General features: G+C 72.8%; 12 protein-coding genes. 4 read left to right on the forward strand and 8 right to left on the reverse strand.

What is annotated here, in order from left to right; genetic code table 11:
- Nucleotides 1-26: 26 nt before the first annotated feature.
- From VZF99_RS12780 to VZF99_RS12790, 3 genes are all read right to left on the reverse strand, one after another.
- Nucleotides 27-905: a hypothetical protein gene (locus tag VZF99_RS12780; RefSeq protein ID WP_407334969.1), complete on the reverse strand. Its 879-nt coding sequence runs from the start codon at nucleotides 903-905 to the stop codon at nucleotides 27-29.
- Complete coding sequence (locus tag VZF99_RS12785) at nucleotides 902-1,222, reverse strand: urease subunit gamma (protein ID WP_067713537.1); 321 nt, start codon at nucleotides 1,220-1,222, stop codon at nucleotides 902-904. Before VZF99_RS12785 ends, VZF99_RS12780 begins: the two co-directional genes overlap by 4 nt.
- A 579-nt stretch (nucleotides 1,223-1,801) precedes the next feature.
- The gene (locus VZF99_RS12790; protein ID WP_269529388.1) at nucleotides 1,802-2,089 is read right to left on the reverse strand and encodes a helix-turn-helix transcriptional regulator; all 288 of its coding nucleotides are present in this window, start codon (nucleotides 2,087-2,089) and stop codon (nucleotides 1,802-1,804) included.
- 110 nt (nucleotides 2,090-2,199) lie between these two features.
- Here VZF99_RS12790 and VZF99_RS12795 point away from each other — a divergent pair, with 110 nt between their 5' ends.
- The 4 genes from VZF99_RS12795 to VZF99_RS12810 are packed head-to-tail and all read left to right on the forward strand — an operon-like array spanning nucleotide 2,200 to nucleotide 7,103.
- Nucleotides 2,200-3,858 carry an ABC transporter substrate-binding protein gene (locus VZF99_RS12795; RefSeq protein ID WP_407334970.1) on the forward strand — a complete coding sequence of 553 codons (1,659 nt, stop codon included), beginning with the start codon at nucleotides 2,200-2,202 and terminating at the stop codon, nucleotides 3,856-3,858.
- A complete protein-coding gene (locus tag VZF99_RS12800; RefSeq protein WP_407334971.1) occupies nucleotides 3,825-4,850 on the forward strand; it encodes an ABC transporter permease in 1,026 nt (341 codons plus the stop codon). The genes VZF99_RS12795 and VZF99_RS12800 overlap by 34 nt, the downstream gene beginning before the upstream one ends.
- Nucleotides 4,843-6,435 carry an ATP-binding cassette domain-containing protein gene (locus tag VZF99_RS12805; RefSeq protein ID WP_407334972.1) on the forward strand — a complete coding sequence of 531 codons (1,593 nt, stop codon included), beginning with the start codon at nucleotides 4,843-4,845 and terminating at the stop codon, nucleotides 6,433-6,435. The genes VZF99_RS12800 and VZF99_RS12805 overlap by 8 nt, the downstream gene beginning before the upstream one ends.
- A complete protein-coding gene (locus tag VZF99_RS12810; protein ID WP_407334973.1) occupies nucleotides 6,432-7,103 on the forward strand; it encodes an ATP-binding cassette domain-containing protein in 672 nt (223 codons plus the stop codon). Before VZF99_RS12805 ends, VZF99_RS12810 begins: the two co-directional genes overlap by 4 nt.
- Here VZF99_RS12810 and ccsB read toward each other — a convergent pair.
- The 5 genes from ccsB to VZF99_RS12835 form a co-directional block, all read right to left on the reverse strand.
- On the reverse strand, nucleotides 7,100-8,098 hold the full coding sequence (ccsB, locus tag VZF99_RS12815) for a c-type cytochrome biogenesis protein CcsB (RefSeq protein WP_317469039.1): 999 nt from the start codon (nucleotides 8,096-8,098) through the stop codon (nucleotides 7,100-7,102). The genes VZF99_RS12810 and ccsB overlap by 4 nt on opposite strands.
- On the reverse strand, nucleotides 8,095-9,756 hold the full coding sequence (locus tag VZF99_RS12820; RefSeq protein WP_407334974.1) for a cytochrome c biogenesis protein ResB: 1,662 nt from the start codon (nucleotides 9,754-9,756) through the stop codon (nucleotides 8,095-8,097). Before VZF99_RS12820 ends, ccsB begins: the two co-directional genes overlap by 4 nt.
- A 222-nt stretch (nucleotides 9,757-9,978) precedes the next feature.
- A complete protein-coding gene (gene cynS, locus VZF99_RS12825) occupies nucleotides 9,979-10,428 on the reverse strand; it encodes a cyanase (protein ID WP_407334975.1) in 450 nt (149 codons plus the stop codon).
- Between the two features lie 82 nt (nucleotides 10,429-10,510).
- Nucleotides 10,511-11,452 (reverse strand): formate/nitrite transporter family protein, encoded by a 942-nt coding sequence (locus VZF99_RS12830; RefSeq protein ID WP_407334976.1) that lies wholly within the window; start codon nucleotides 11,450-11,452, stop codon nucleotides 10,511-10,513.
- A 220-nt stretch (nucleotides 11,453-11,672) separates the two neighbouring features.
- Nucleotides 11,673-13,355 carry a hypothetical protein gene (locus VZF99_RS12835; protein WP_407334977.1) on the reverse strand — a complete coding sequence of 561 codons (1,683 nt, stop codon included), beginning with the start codon at nucleotides 13,353-13,355 and terminating at the stop codon, nucleotides 11,673-11,675.
- Nucleotides 13,356-13,533 lie beyond the last annotated feature (178 nt).

Consider the following 13,533-nt stretch of genomic DNA (forward strand, 5'->3'; position numbering starts at 1 on the left):
GAGTCGGGGTGGAGTGGCTGGGGCGGCTAGTGGGAGTGGGTGTAGACGGAGCCGTCGGCGGCGACGTGCGAGTGGGCGTACCCGTGGCCGTCCTCGGCGTCGAGGGCGGCGTCGATGCCGTCGTCGCCGTGGTCGAGCCGGTGCACGGCCTCGCGGACGCGGGTGTCGATCACGCTGCGCAGCACGGCCGGGCCGAACAGGTGCTCGCCCTCGCCGGGCAGCTCGAGTCCGGTGACCGGCGCGGGGGCGAGGGTCGCCGAGACCAGCACCGGCCGTCGGCCGCCGAGGGCGCGGACGCGCTCGAGCCCCTCGGCGAGGTCGGGATCGGGTTCGTCGCCGCCGTGGAACGCCACCTCGACCAGGCCGGGCTGCCCGTACTGCCGCGCGAGCCGGGCGAGGCGGTACAGCTCGGCGTCGGCGAACGGGTCGATCGCGCGGCTCACCAGAAGCGCCGAGCACACCGCGCCGTGCCGCCGGATCACCGCGCGCAGGCGGGTGACGAGCATGGTCGCGTCGCCGAGCGGCGCCGCCAATGCCACCGGGCCCATGGAACCAGCGGAGCCCGGGGCGAGCCGTGCGCGGTCGGTGCTGCCCCGGACGTCGCGCAACGTCCGGGAGCAGTCGGCGACCATCGCGGGCGCGCGGCCGAACGTCATGGGGACGACGACGACGACACCGGCACTCTCTCCCGCCGAATCCGGTCCCCCGGGCCTTCGCGCCTGCTCCTCCACCAGGTCGGCCAGGTCGCGGCCCGGCCGTGCGGCGGGGATGTCCAGGTCCGGCATCTGCTCGGACTCCGGGCCCAACGCGAGGACGATCCGGGCGGTCGCCGGGTCGGTGGGCTCGTGGCCGTGCTCGTGGGCGTCGCCGTGCCCGTGGGCGTCGCCGTGCCCGTGGCCGCTCACGCGCTCTGCTCCACCGGCCCGATGGGGTCGTGCACGGTGACGAGCTTGGTGCCGTCGGGGAACGTGGCCTCGACCTGAATCATCGCCAGCCGCTCGACCACGCCGTCCATCACCCGGCCGGCGTCGAGCACCTGCCGACCGAGGTCCATGCACTCGGCGACGGTGCGGCCGTCGCGGGCGTGCTCGACGATCTCCCACGAGATGAGCGCGGTGGCCTCGGGGACGTTGAGCAGCACCCCGCGCTCGAGCCTGCGGCGCGCGACCTCGGCCGCGGTGAACAGGGTGAGCTTGTCCAACTCGCGGGGGGTGAGCTTCATCCTGGGGTCCTCTCGTGCTCGGGCGGCGGCGCGTCCGGGGGCCGGCATGCGCGTCGGCGCGCGTCGACGCTTCTGAACGCTAGCGACGTTGTGTGTCGGCAGTGTTACTTGCCTCCGGTCCGGCCCTTCCTCCCGCCGTGCCCCCGCCAGGGCGGGGCCTCGTCGTCGTCGACCCTGTGCCGCCGTCGCCCCCCCCGCCACCATCCACTGCCCGGCGCAGGGGCCGTCCAGGAGGGTGGCCGCGACCACGGCGTGGCCCTCGCGCGCGGCGGCGAGCAGTCGGTCGACGGGATGCTGGGCGGAATGCGTGACGGGATGCGGGGCGAGTGGTTCGACGAACACCTCGAGCGATCCGCCGCAGGTCGGGCCCACGTCCAGGAGCTGGTCGGGGAGTTCGTCGCCGTCGGGGCCGAAGTGCGCGAGGGCGGGGTAGCCGTCAGCGATGACCTGCTCGCACAGCGTGTACACCGCCGCGTCCACGCAGCCGCCGGAGACGCCAGCGGGCCAGGGTCTCGGCGACGGGGATGTCCATGCGCTCAGGATGGCGAGGTCACATTGCCGAGGTGTTACCGCCGGGATTCAGTCGTGGCGCGCGCCCATGAGGTGCAGGATCCGGTGCACGGTGTCGTCGACGAGGGTGTAGCGCACGATGCGGCCGTCGGCGTCGTCACGCGTCGCGCTGACCCAGCCCTGGTCGCGCAGGATCCGCAGCGCCTGGGACGCCGCGTTGCGGGTGATGCCGACGGCGTCGGCCAGGTCGGAGACCGTCGCGAAGCCCGGCCCGGCGTGGTGCATGTGCGCCAGGAGACCGAGGCGGGTGGGGTCGGCGAGCAGGTCGAAGCGCGCGGCCCAGTCGTTCACGTCCATCGGTTCACGTCCATCGGTTCCTCCGTAACAGCCGCGACACATTCGGTCTCTACGCTCGGGCGCACTAGGTGTCCGACCGGACATGTATCTCCCGTGGGCAGGAGACGCACTTGAGACCGTTCTACGCCGTCGCCGGTGTGGGCCTCGCAGTGGCCCTGGCCGCGTCGGGATGCGCGATGCCGTCCGCCGCTGGTGACGGCGGGGAGGGTGGTGGCAGCGGCGGCGGGAGCGTCGGCGGCCGGGTCGTGCTGGCCGACTCGGCGCCGCTGGGCGAGTTCAACCCGGTCGCCGGCTACGGCTCCACCGGCGTCTCGCCGCTGTACGAGGGGCTGCTTCGTCCGGCGGCCGCGGACGACAAGACGCTGCCCGACCTCGTGCCCGCGCTGGCCGCGGCCGAACCGGAGGTCAGCGACGACGGGCTCACGTGGACCGTCCGCCTGCGCGAGGGCGTGCGGTTCCACGACGGCACCGCGCTCGATTCCGGGGACGTCGCGGCGACCTACCGGGCGGTGGTCGATCCGGTGTCGGGCTCGCCGATCGCGTCGGACTACACGTCGATCGCCCGGATCGGCACGCCGGACCCGCTCACCGTGGAGTTCGGACTCGACGCACCGGACCCGGGGATGCCCGCGCGACTGCTGCTCGGCATCGCCCCGTCCGAACTGCTCGCGCCGGGGCCGGCCGCGGAGTCCCCGCTCAACACCGCGCCCGTCGGCACCGGCCCCTACCGGCTCCAGCGCCTCTCCCCCGGCGAGGCCGTGCTGGTGGGCGATCCCGACCACCGCGACGGCGCCCCCGACGTCGACACCCTCGTCTTGCGATCGGTGCCCGACGAGAACGCCCGCGCCCAGATGATCGTCACCGGCGAGGTCGACGGCACCGTCCTGCCACCCGCGCTGGCTGCCGGGCTGGCCGACCGCGACGGGCTGGAGCTGGTGTCGGTCAACAGCGCGGACTGGCGGGCCGTGGCCTTGCCCACCGCGCACCCGTTCACCGGCGACCCGGCGGTCCGGCGCGCGTTGTCGCTGGCCGTGGACCGCGAGTCGCTGGTCGAGCACGTCCTCGCCGGGCACGGCCGGCCCGCCACCTCGCCGATCACCGACGCCTACCCGGAGCACGAGCCGGTCGGCGTGGCCGGCGAGCAAGCCGACGCGGACCCGGCCGCGCGCCGGGCCGACGCGCGGGGCCAGCTCGCGGAGGCCGGGTGGCGGCCGGGGCCTGACGGGGTGCTGGTCCGCGGAGGCTCCGCCGACAGGGCCGAGTTCGTGCTGGCCTATCCCGTCACCGACTCGCTGCGCCGCGAACTCGCCTCGGCGGTGGCCGACCAGCTGCGCGAGGTGGGCGTGGCCGTGGAACTGTGGGGCGGGACGTGGGACGAGATCGAGGCCCGGGCCGGCGAGGTGGCGGTCCTGCTGGGCGGCGGTGACAACCCGTACACCGTCGACACCCAGGCCTACCGCACCCTGCATTCGCGGACCCCGCTGTCCGGGCCGCTGGACAACCCCGGTGGCTACGGCGACGCGGACATCGACCGCGCCCTCGACGCCGCCCGCCGGGCCGCCGACCCGGCCGAACGGACCCACTTCTACCGGCAGGCCTTACAGGCGTACCACCGCGACCCCGGGCACCTGTTCCTCGTGACGCTCGATCACACCTATCTCGTCCGCGACACAGGCCACACCGGCCCCGCCCCGATCCTCGAACCGCACTCCCACGGCGCGACCTGGGGACCGTGGTGGGCGATCGCGCACTGGACGGCCCGCCCGTGATCCGGCGACTGCGTGAACGGCGGGCCGAACTCGCACGCGTCACGGTCCGCCGGGCGCTCGCCGCGCCGATCGTCGTGCTCGCCGTGACGCTGGCGGCGTTCATCATGGCCGACGCCTCACCGCTCGACCCGCTGGCCGCCCACCTCGGCGACGGCTATGAACGCCTGACCGCCGCCGAACGCTCGGCCTCCGCCACCGCCCTCGGCACCGATCGGCCCTGGTGGCAGGCCTGGACACAGTGGATCGCGGGACTGGCGACCGGCGATATCGGCTACTCCCCCACCTTCCGCCAACCGGTGCTCGACGTGCTCACCGAGCGGCTTCCGTGGACCGTGGGACTGTCGGCGGTGGGGCTGGGGATCGCCCTCGTCGTCGTCGTCCTCTCCGGCCTCATCGCGGCGGCGCGCCCCCACGGCGCGGTCGACCGGGCGCTCGCCGGGGCGGCGGTCACGCTGAGTTCGATCCCGACGTTCGCGCTGGCCCTGGGCTCGGTGGCGGTGTTCTCGGTGGCGCTGGGGTGGCTGCCCGTCTCCGGCGCGGCCCCGCCCGGCCAGGCGGCCACGGTGGGCGGCGTGGTGCGGTACGGCATGCTGCCCGCGCTCGTGCTGGCCGCCGGGCAGGTGCCGTGGATGTTGCTCGCGTTCCGGCGGGCGGTGCTCGACGCCGGGGCCTCGCCGGCCGTCGCCGAGGCGCGGGCCCGCGGACTGGGCGAATGGACCGTTCTGAGCAGGCACGTCGCACCCGTCGCGTGGGCGCCGCTTATCGCGCTGCTCGGCTCGCGGGTGCCCGAAGTGATGGTCGGATCGCTGGTCGTGGAGACCGTCTTCGCGTGGCCCGGGGTGGCGGCTGCGACCGTCGACGCCGCACTCGGGGCCGACTTCGCGCTGCTCGCCGCGGTGACGGTCGCCGCGTCGCTCACCGTCCTGGTCGGCACGTGGCTCGCCGACTGTCTGCTGATGGTCGCCGACCCGAGGGTGCGGATCGATGCGTGATCGGGCGGTGGGGCGGGTGGCTGGCCTGCGGGCGGCGGGCGGGGTGATGCTCGTGGCCGTGGTGGCGTTCGCCCTGGTGTGGCCCGCGATCGCGCCCGCCGATATGGCGTCGTCCGGGTACCTGTCAGCCGACCTGCCGCCGAAGTGGGCGCACCCGATGGGCACCGACGGGCTGGGGCACGACCTGTCCGTCCGGGTGGCGCAGGCGCTGCGGGTGTCGCTCGCGGTCGCCGTGGGCGCGGCGGTGCTCGCCGGGGTGCTCGGGGTGGCGGTGGGCGCCGTAGCGGCGGCGTGCGGTGGCCGGGTCGACGCGGCACTCATGCGCTGCACCGACGCGGTCGCCGCCGTGCCGCACCTGCTCGCCACGGTCATGGTTGTGGCGCTGTTCCGGGGCTCGCTCGCCGCCATCGTGGTGGCGCTGGCGCTGACGCACTGGCCGGCCGTCGCGCGGGTGGTGCGGGCGGAGGCGCAGAAGATCATGGCGTCGCGGTACGTGGCAGCGTCCCGCGTCGCCGGGGCGTCCCCGCTGCAGCTCGCGCGGTGGCACGTCCTGCCGGCCGTGGTCGGGCAGGCCGGCCTCGCGATGGTGCTCATGGTCCCGCACGCCGTGTGGCACGAGTCGACGCTGTCGTTCCTCGGCATCGGGATGCCGCCCGAACGGCCGAGCCTCGGCACACTGGTCGCGCTGTCCCAGTCCGGACTCCTGCTCGGCCGGTGGTGGCCGTTGGCCTTCCCCACCGTCGCGCTCATCGCGGTGACCGTGGCGGTGGCGCTGCTGGGGCCCGGGACGCCGGGGCGCGGGTGGGCGCGGCGCGGGGCAGTGCGACGCGGGGCAGTGCGGCGCGGGGTCCCCGTGGGTGACCACGCGCCCGGCGACCACCACCGCGACGACGACGAGGTGGGCACCAGCCGGGCGGGCCTGACGGTGGGCGATCTCGTGGTGGCGCACCGGGGCCCGGGCTCGGTGCGGGCGGTCGACGGGGTGTCCCTGCGGATCGCGCCGGGCCGGGTCGTGGCGATCATCGGGCCGTCGGGCGCCGGCAAGTCCAGCCTGCTCGACGCCTGCGCCGGGATGACCCCTGCGGGCGCGATCACCGCAGGCCGGGTGGCGCTGGGCTCCGGCGGGTCGACCGGTCACGTCCCCCAGTCCGCCGCGGCCGCGTTCACCCCGACCCGGCACCTGCGGGGGCAGCTCGAGGAAGGACTCGCCGTTGGGCGCCGGGGCCGCGGCGACCGCCGCGCCCCTGACGTCGACGCCCTGTGCCGGCTCGTGAGGGTCAATCCCGCCCTGGCCGACCGGTACCCGCACCAACTCTCCGGCGGCCAGCTGCGCCGGATGGCGATCGCGGCCGCGCTGAGCACGAACCCCACCGTCCTGCTCGCCGACGAACCCACCACCGGCCTGGACGCCGACCTGGCCCGGACCGTCCTGACGACGCTGCGCCGACTGGCCGACGACGCAGGACTCGCGATTCTCCTCACGACCCACGACCATGCCGCGCTCGCGGCGAGCGGCGTCGCCGATGAGGTCCTCGAGATGCGAGGCGGGCGGCTCCGGTCGGTCGCGGAGGTGGTCTCGGCATGACGCTGGCCGCGCGCGGGGTCGCCTTCCGGCACGCCGGACCCGACGGATTCGCGTTGCCCCCGACCGATCTCACCGTGTGCGGGGGCCGGATCACCGCGCTGGTGGGTCCCTCCGGAAGCGGAAAGACCACCCTCGCGCACCTGCTCGCCGGGCTGCTGGCCCCCACCGCCGGGACGGTGACGGTGACGGACGAACCCGGCGCGCCGACCGACGGCCCGGGTGTGCGGGAGGTGCGGCGCCGGCGCGGCCGACTGCCCGGGCACACGGCGCTGCTGGATCAGGACCCGATGGCGTCGGCGGACCCCCGGATGACGCTCCGCCGGATGATCGCTCTGCCCGGGCGGCTGCGCGGGAGCCCGGTGGACGTGGACGCGCTCGCCCGGGAGGTCGGACTGGACCCCGGCCTACTCGACCGACGGCCCGAACAGGTCTCCGGCGGACAACTCCACCGCGCCTGCCTCGCCCGGGCGCTGGCCCAGCGGCCGCGTTACCTGATCGCCGACGAGGCCACCGCGCATCTGGACCCCGAGAGCACGAACGCGATCGCGGGCGTCCTGCGGGCCCGCGCCGACGGGGGGCTCGGCGTCCTGGTGATCACCCATGATCAGCGGCTCGCGGCCGACTGGGCCGACGTCGTCCACACGATGGGCGACGCCGCCGGGAGCTAGTTCAGACCGGCGTAGGAGTGCAGGCCCGAGACCACGATGTTGATGAAGAACAGGTTGAACACCAGCACGGCGAAGCCGGCGATGTTGATCCACGCCGCCTTCTTGGGGCCCCAGCCGCTGGTCGCACGGGCGTGCAGGTAGCCCGCGTAGAGCACCCAGGAGATGAACGACACCGTCTCCTTGGGGTCCCAGCCCCAGAAGCGTCCCCACGCGCTCTCGGCCCACACGGCGCCGAGCAGGATGCCCACGCCGAAGACCGGGAAGCCGATGACCGTGGTGCGGTACGCGAGGCGGTCGAGGGTCTCGGCGGTCGGCAGCGGTCGCGCCAGGCGGGCGCCCCAGCCGTGCTCGGCGCCCCTGGGCTGCCACACGCGGATGAGGTACATGATCGACACGACACCGGGGATGAGCAGGATGCCCGAGCCCAGCGCGATGATCGACACGTGGATCGGCAGCCAGTACGAGCGCAGCGCCGGCACCACGGGGGCGGCGTCCGAGTACAGGTGGGTCCCGCCGAAGAACAGCAGCACCAGGATCGGCACCAGCAGATACGGCCACACCACCTGCAGTGCGGGCTTGCGCAGCCAGATCAGCCCCGCCGCCACCGCCAACAGCGTGCTGCCCAGGATGAACTCGTACATGTTGCCCCACGGGAACCGCTCCGTGGACAGCCCCCGCAGGACGAGGGACGCGGCGTGGAACACGAACCCGAGCACCACGAACAGCTGCGCGATCCGCGCCCAGCGCACGTTGCCGGCCGAGGCCCGCTCCTCGTCGCCGGTGTCGGTGAGGGAGCGCGACTCGGTCAGCCCGGTCCCACCGGCCGTGACCAGTTCCTTCTCCGAGACCTTGGCCACGCGGAAGCCCGCGTAGTAGATCAGCGACGCGATCAGCGCCAGGGCGTAGATCCCGAAGGCCGTCCGGAACGCCAGGTCCGAGTAGGTGGCCAGCGTCTCGTCGATGGGCAGGCCCTGTGCGAGGGTCGAAGTGATCACCGGGTGTCGTCCTTCCGCGCAGCGTCGGCGGCGGTACCGCGACTAGTTGAAGTGTGGCCCGTGTCGGCCTCACCCGGCAACACGGGTGTGACAGTCGCCGCCGAGACCAGCCGGTCCCGGAGTTCGTCGAACTCGCTCCCCCAGCCCGATCGGTCCGTCTTGGCCAGGCCACCCAGATCGACACGGGTGACCTCGTCGTCGTCGACACTCACCCGCGCCCAGATCCTCCGGCGCCGCACCATCAGGCTGAGCACCAGGCCCGCCATCATCACGGCGGCCGACACCCCCACCCAGATCTGCGTGGGGTCGGAGGAGACCTGGATGTTGACGAACTCCTCGGCGCCGTCGAAGCGGACCTCGGTGCCGTCGGGGAGGGTGGTGGATTCGCCGGGCTTGAGGTTGACGCGGGCCTCGCGGTTGAGCGCGCCGGACTCGATGAGGTCCGGCTCGAGCGAGAAGACCGACTGCGGGCGGCCCGTGTCCAGGCCGGCGTCCCCGCGGTAGACGTCGATCGCCACCGCCGGGTCGTCCATGCGCGGGAACCGCGAGCTCAGCAGGGTGCCGTCGAACTGCGCGGTCGGCGCGAACAGGCCCTGGATGGCGATCTGCTGCGTGCGCCGCTCGGCCAGATCGGGGTACATGCCAGCGGGCGGGTCGAAGCGCATGATGCCCGAGGACAGGAACGTCTGCAGCTCGGTCGGTGACCAGTGCTGGGTGTCGGTGCGGGTCTCGCCGTTGGGGTACGTCACCGTGAACGTCGGCGCGAAGCCGTGTCCCTGCAGGTAGACGCGGGTGGAGCCGATGCGCAGCGGGTGGTTGACCCGCATCTCGTACGGCTGCCACGTGTCGGGGTCGGTGGTGGTGACCTCTTCCGTGTAGCGCACGTTGGAGGTGAACATCTCGGCCTGGCCGTTGGGCAGGTAGTCGGCGCGGAAGTCCTCGATCTTGATGCAGAACTGTTCGAGGTCGGTGCCGTCCACCAGCAGGCCGGCGCGGAACGAGTCGTACGCGCTGGGCGTGGTGTTGCAGAACGCCGGGGACTCCTCATTGGCGACGATGACGCGCATGCCCTCGGCGTAGACGAACTTGCCGGCCGCGAACATGACGAGCAGCGCGAGCAGGCCGAAGTGGAAAACGATGTTGCCGATCTCCCGCGAGTAGCCGCGCTCGGTGGACAGTTCGATGGTGCCGGGGACGCGGCCGTCGCCGTCGTTGCGGCGGACCCGGCCCTTGAGCTCGCGGCGGATCTGGTCCGCGGCCTGCTCCGGCGTGGCCGTGGTCCGGTACGCGGCGTGGTGCGGCAGGCGGGACAGGTTGCGCGGGGTCAGCGGCGGTGGCGTGCGCAGCTGGCGGACCAGTTCGAAGCAGCGCGGGGTGAGGCAGCCGACCAGCGAGACGAACAGCAGGACGTAGATGGCGGTGAACCACCAGCTGCTGAAGACGTCGAACAGTTGGAGCTTGTCGTAGGTCTCGCCCAGCCACCCGTTCTCGGCGATGTACTCGTTGACGTTGCCCTCGTTGAGGCTGCGCTGTGGCAGGAGCGCGCCCGGGATGGCGGCGACGGCCAACAGGAACAGCAGGATCAGCGCCGTGCGCATGGCGGTGAGGGTGCGCCACGCGTTGCGGAGGAACGCGGTGACGGCAGCGGTTCTGGGCATGGGGTCCATCTGCGGGTCGCGGCGCGCCGAGGCGGCTCGGGGCGTGGCTCGGCGCCGGTCGCACCCAGGCTAGTGGGACGAACCTGAGCGGATCCTGGCAGGGTGTGGCCAACCACGGGGAGGTCGCGTCGGGTGTGGCGGGGGTCTCCGGCCGGCCGCCGGAGTCTCCCCCGCCGCGGGGGTTCCTGGTCGGTCGGGGGGGTTCCTGGTCGGTCGGGGCCGTCACCACCGATAGTCGAGAAACTTCCCGTCCAACGTGATCACCACCCGGTCGCCGTCGGGGTCGGCGCGACGGTTGATGTCGACCGTGAAGTTGATCGCGCTCATGATCCCGTCTCCGAACTCCTCGTGGATCAGCGCCTTGAGCGCCGGGCCGTACACCGACATCGCCTCGGTCAACCGATAGATCGTCGGATCGGCCATCACCTCTGCCGGCGTTCCGCGGCTCGGCTGCAGGGCGAGGCTCTCTGCCACGGCGTCGTCAAGGCCGAGGAGGTCGCACACCGCCCGTGCCTGCTCGGTTGACATCGGGTGCTGGCCGAGTAGCGCCGCGGTGGTCCATACCAGCGGGGTCCCCAGATGCCCGGCCAGGTCGGCCCAGGTGCGGCCCTGGCGGATGCGGGCGGAGTCCACGAACGCCGAGGCCTCGTGCCTGGACATGATGGGGGTCATCGAACGGATCCTCTCGGTGGGCGGGTCGGTGGGTGGGTGGGTGGGCGTGCTCGCGGGCTGGCGGGCTGGCGTGCCCGCGGGGTCAGACTGCGGCGGGCTCGGTGGTCGCGCGCTCGGTGGTGGCGGGCTCGGTGGTGGCGGGCTCCGTGGCGGCGGGCTCGGTGGCGGCGGGCTCCGTGGCGCTGGCCGGAGCGCCGGTCGAGCCGGTGTCCGGAGTCGACGTCCGCCGGGCCTTGGTGCGCGCGTGGGTGACGTAGAGGGTCAGACCCACGAACAGCAGCCCGCCCACGAGGTTGCCGGCGACGGTCGGGATCTCGTTCCACACGAGGTAGTCGCCGAGGGAGAAGTCGCCGCCCAGCATCAGGCCGGTCGGGAACAGGAACATGTTGACCACGGAGTGCTCGAAGCCCATGTAGAAAAACAGCATCACGGGCATCCACATGGTCAGTGCCTTGCCGCTGACGCTGGTCGACATCATGGCGGCGACCACGCCGGTGGAGACCATCCAGTTGCACAGCACGCCCCGGAAGAACAGTGTCAGCATCCCGGCCGCACCGTGCTCGGCGTAGCCCAGCGTCCGCGACTCGCCGATCTCGCCGAGCCGCTGACCCACCTCGTCCGGGGCGACGTTGAACCCGTAGGTGGTGATGAACGCGATGAGGAACGCCACGGTGAGAGCGCCGGCGAAGTTGCCGACGAAGACCAGTCCCCAGTTACGCAGCATACCCCCGACCGTGACGCCGCGGCGCTTGTCGAGCAGCGCCAGCGGCACGAGGGTGAACACGCCTGTGAGCAGGTCGAAGCCCAGCAGGTACAGGAGGATGAAGCCGACCGGGAAGAGCACTGCTCCGAGGAGCGCACTGCCGGTCTGGACGGTGACGGTGACGGCGAATGCCGCCCCGAGCGCGAGGATCGCGCCGGCCATGAATCCGCGGATGAGTGTGTCGCGGGTGGACATGTGGACCTTCTTCGCCCCGGCGTCGATCATCGCGCGGGTGAAGTCCTGGGGTTGAACGTAGGACACGGGTGCCTCCAGCTGTGCGGCGGTGGTGGTCGTACCGCGACAAGTCTGGGAGGTCTGTGTGTCTGGGCAGTGACCTCGTTGTGTGGGCTAGTTACCCTTTGCTCACCGCGCGGGGGATCGCCCGTGAGGCCGGCGCCGCCCGGCCGGACACGCGGGCGAGCAGCACCGGTGTTCCCAGGTCGGCGCCTTTGGTCGCATCCTCGCCTGCCGCTCGCGTCACTTAGTGCCGGTCCGCACCCCCGCCGGTGTAGTCGCGGCCGATCACGCGCCCTCGGAACGGTTCGGGCTGGTCCGACCGCACGGCCGAGGTTGCGTCTTCCACTGGTGCGCGGCCCAGCACCGCGGGCGCGACCTTGACCGGTTCGCCGATGATCGCCGTGGTGTTGGTGGCGTTGGTCAGGTAGCTCACGGGGGTGTGGCCACGGCGGTCGTTGTTCTGCCCGGCCCCTGCCGCTCCCATCACTCCACCCATCGGCATTGCCCCAGCTCGCCCGGCGTGTGCCGCACTTGGTGACGACGACGAGAACGCCCCGGCACCCGGTCCCGCGGCACCTGCGCCTGCCGAACCGGCTCCGGGTGCTCCTGCGGCCGGGCCGCCGGCACCGAACCCGGCCAGGGTGCCGGCGCCACCCATGCGTGAGGCTCCTGCACCTGCGGCGGCAGCCCCGCCGCCGCCGACCAGTCCGGCTGTCGAGCCGAACCCGCGATCGCGATTGCGGCTGTGGTCGCCGACGGTTCCGCCTCGGATCCCACGGATCCCGGCCGCGCCGCCGGCTCCGGCGCCAGCGCCGGTCTGCTGACCGTGTGCGCCCGGTATCGGCGCGAACGGCGCCCCCGCTGCGGTCGTCGTGGCGTTGACACCACCTCCCGCCCCTGCCGGTCCCGCTGACGGCGCTGCCGCTGCTCCCCCGTCGGCCGCACCTGCCCTCGCAGCCAGGAGCGCCTGCTCGGTGGCGGCATCCACGGCTGCGGTGGGAGTGCTCGTCGTCGTCATCCCCGGCACTGCGCCGCCCACGGTCCCGGCGGACACCGGCGCCTCGTCACCCGCGCCGCTCGCACCACCCGTGAGGGCGGCAATCGCGGCAGCATTCGGCGCCGCCGGCTGGGCGGGCCGCGGAATGCCCTCGGTGTTCCAGATGCGTGCCATGTCGACGCCGTTCGGGCCGCCGAGCGCAGAGGTCGACACGACTCGGTAGGCGGCAGTGAAGTCGAGGTCGTCCAGGTTGGCGTCCATGACTGCGGGGCTGTACTCGGTGTTGACGATCGCCCTGGCCTGCTCCTCCGCCGCCGCCATGCGGGCCCGCGACTCGGCAGCGGCGCTCAGCCCCGCAGGTCCGTGCTCCTGGCCGGAGAGCTGCGCGATGGTGGCCTGCGCTGCCTGCTCGGCGATGTTGGTGCGGGTGGTGACGAACCCGTCGTGCGCGCGCCTGGCCTTGGCTGCGACCTGCTCCAACTCCGCCGACAGGGCGAACGCCGAGTTCACCAGGCCCGTCACCGAGTCCTGCGCACTCGACGCGAACTCCCCCTGCCAACTGCTACCGAGGATGTTGTTGAGGTCGCTGTTGAGCTGTTCCGCCGCCGAGTTCAGTGCCTCCGAGACTCTGGTGGCCCGCTCGTCGATGTCACTGAACTGGCTTGGCTGCAGCCCCTCAGCACACTGGGCGATGCGCTCCAGCGGCGAATCCGACACATCCTCCGGCCCCACCCGCCCGTAGGCGCCCATGACGCACATGCCCTCGAGTGCGAACACGTCCGATTCGCTTGCGTGGATCAGCCCCAGGCTCTGCAGCCCGGCAGCTTCCTCAGCCGCCTTCGACAACGCCCCCGCCAACGCTTCATCCTGCGCTTCGATGAGCCCCCCGGCGGCGGCGAAGAGCAGTCGCATGGCGTCGGCTTGACTCATGAAGCCATCTAGCAGCGTTGCAAGGTCTTCGTCGGCGAATAGCGAGTACACCGTCCCTATCTGACGGGCAGTTTGGAACGAGATACCGGTGGCCGAAAAGGACTCATAGACGTGGCGCTTAACGAGGCTTCTGACAACGTTTGCAAAGCGATTGCATGCCTCGGAACATGCTTCCGCC

This window comes from Dietzia kunjamensis (assembly GCF_045689975.1).
In the GTDB taxonomy this organism is placed as follows: domain Bacteria; phylum Actinomycetota; class Actinomycetes; order Mycobacteriales; family Mycobacteriaceae; genus Dietzia; species Dietzia kunjamensis.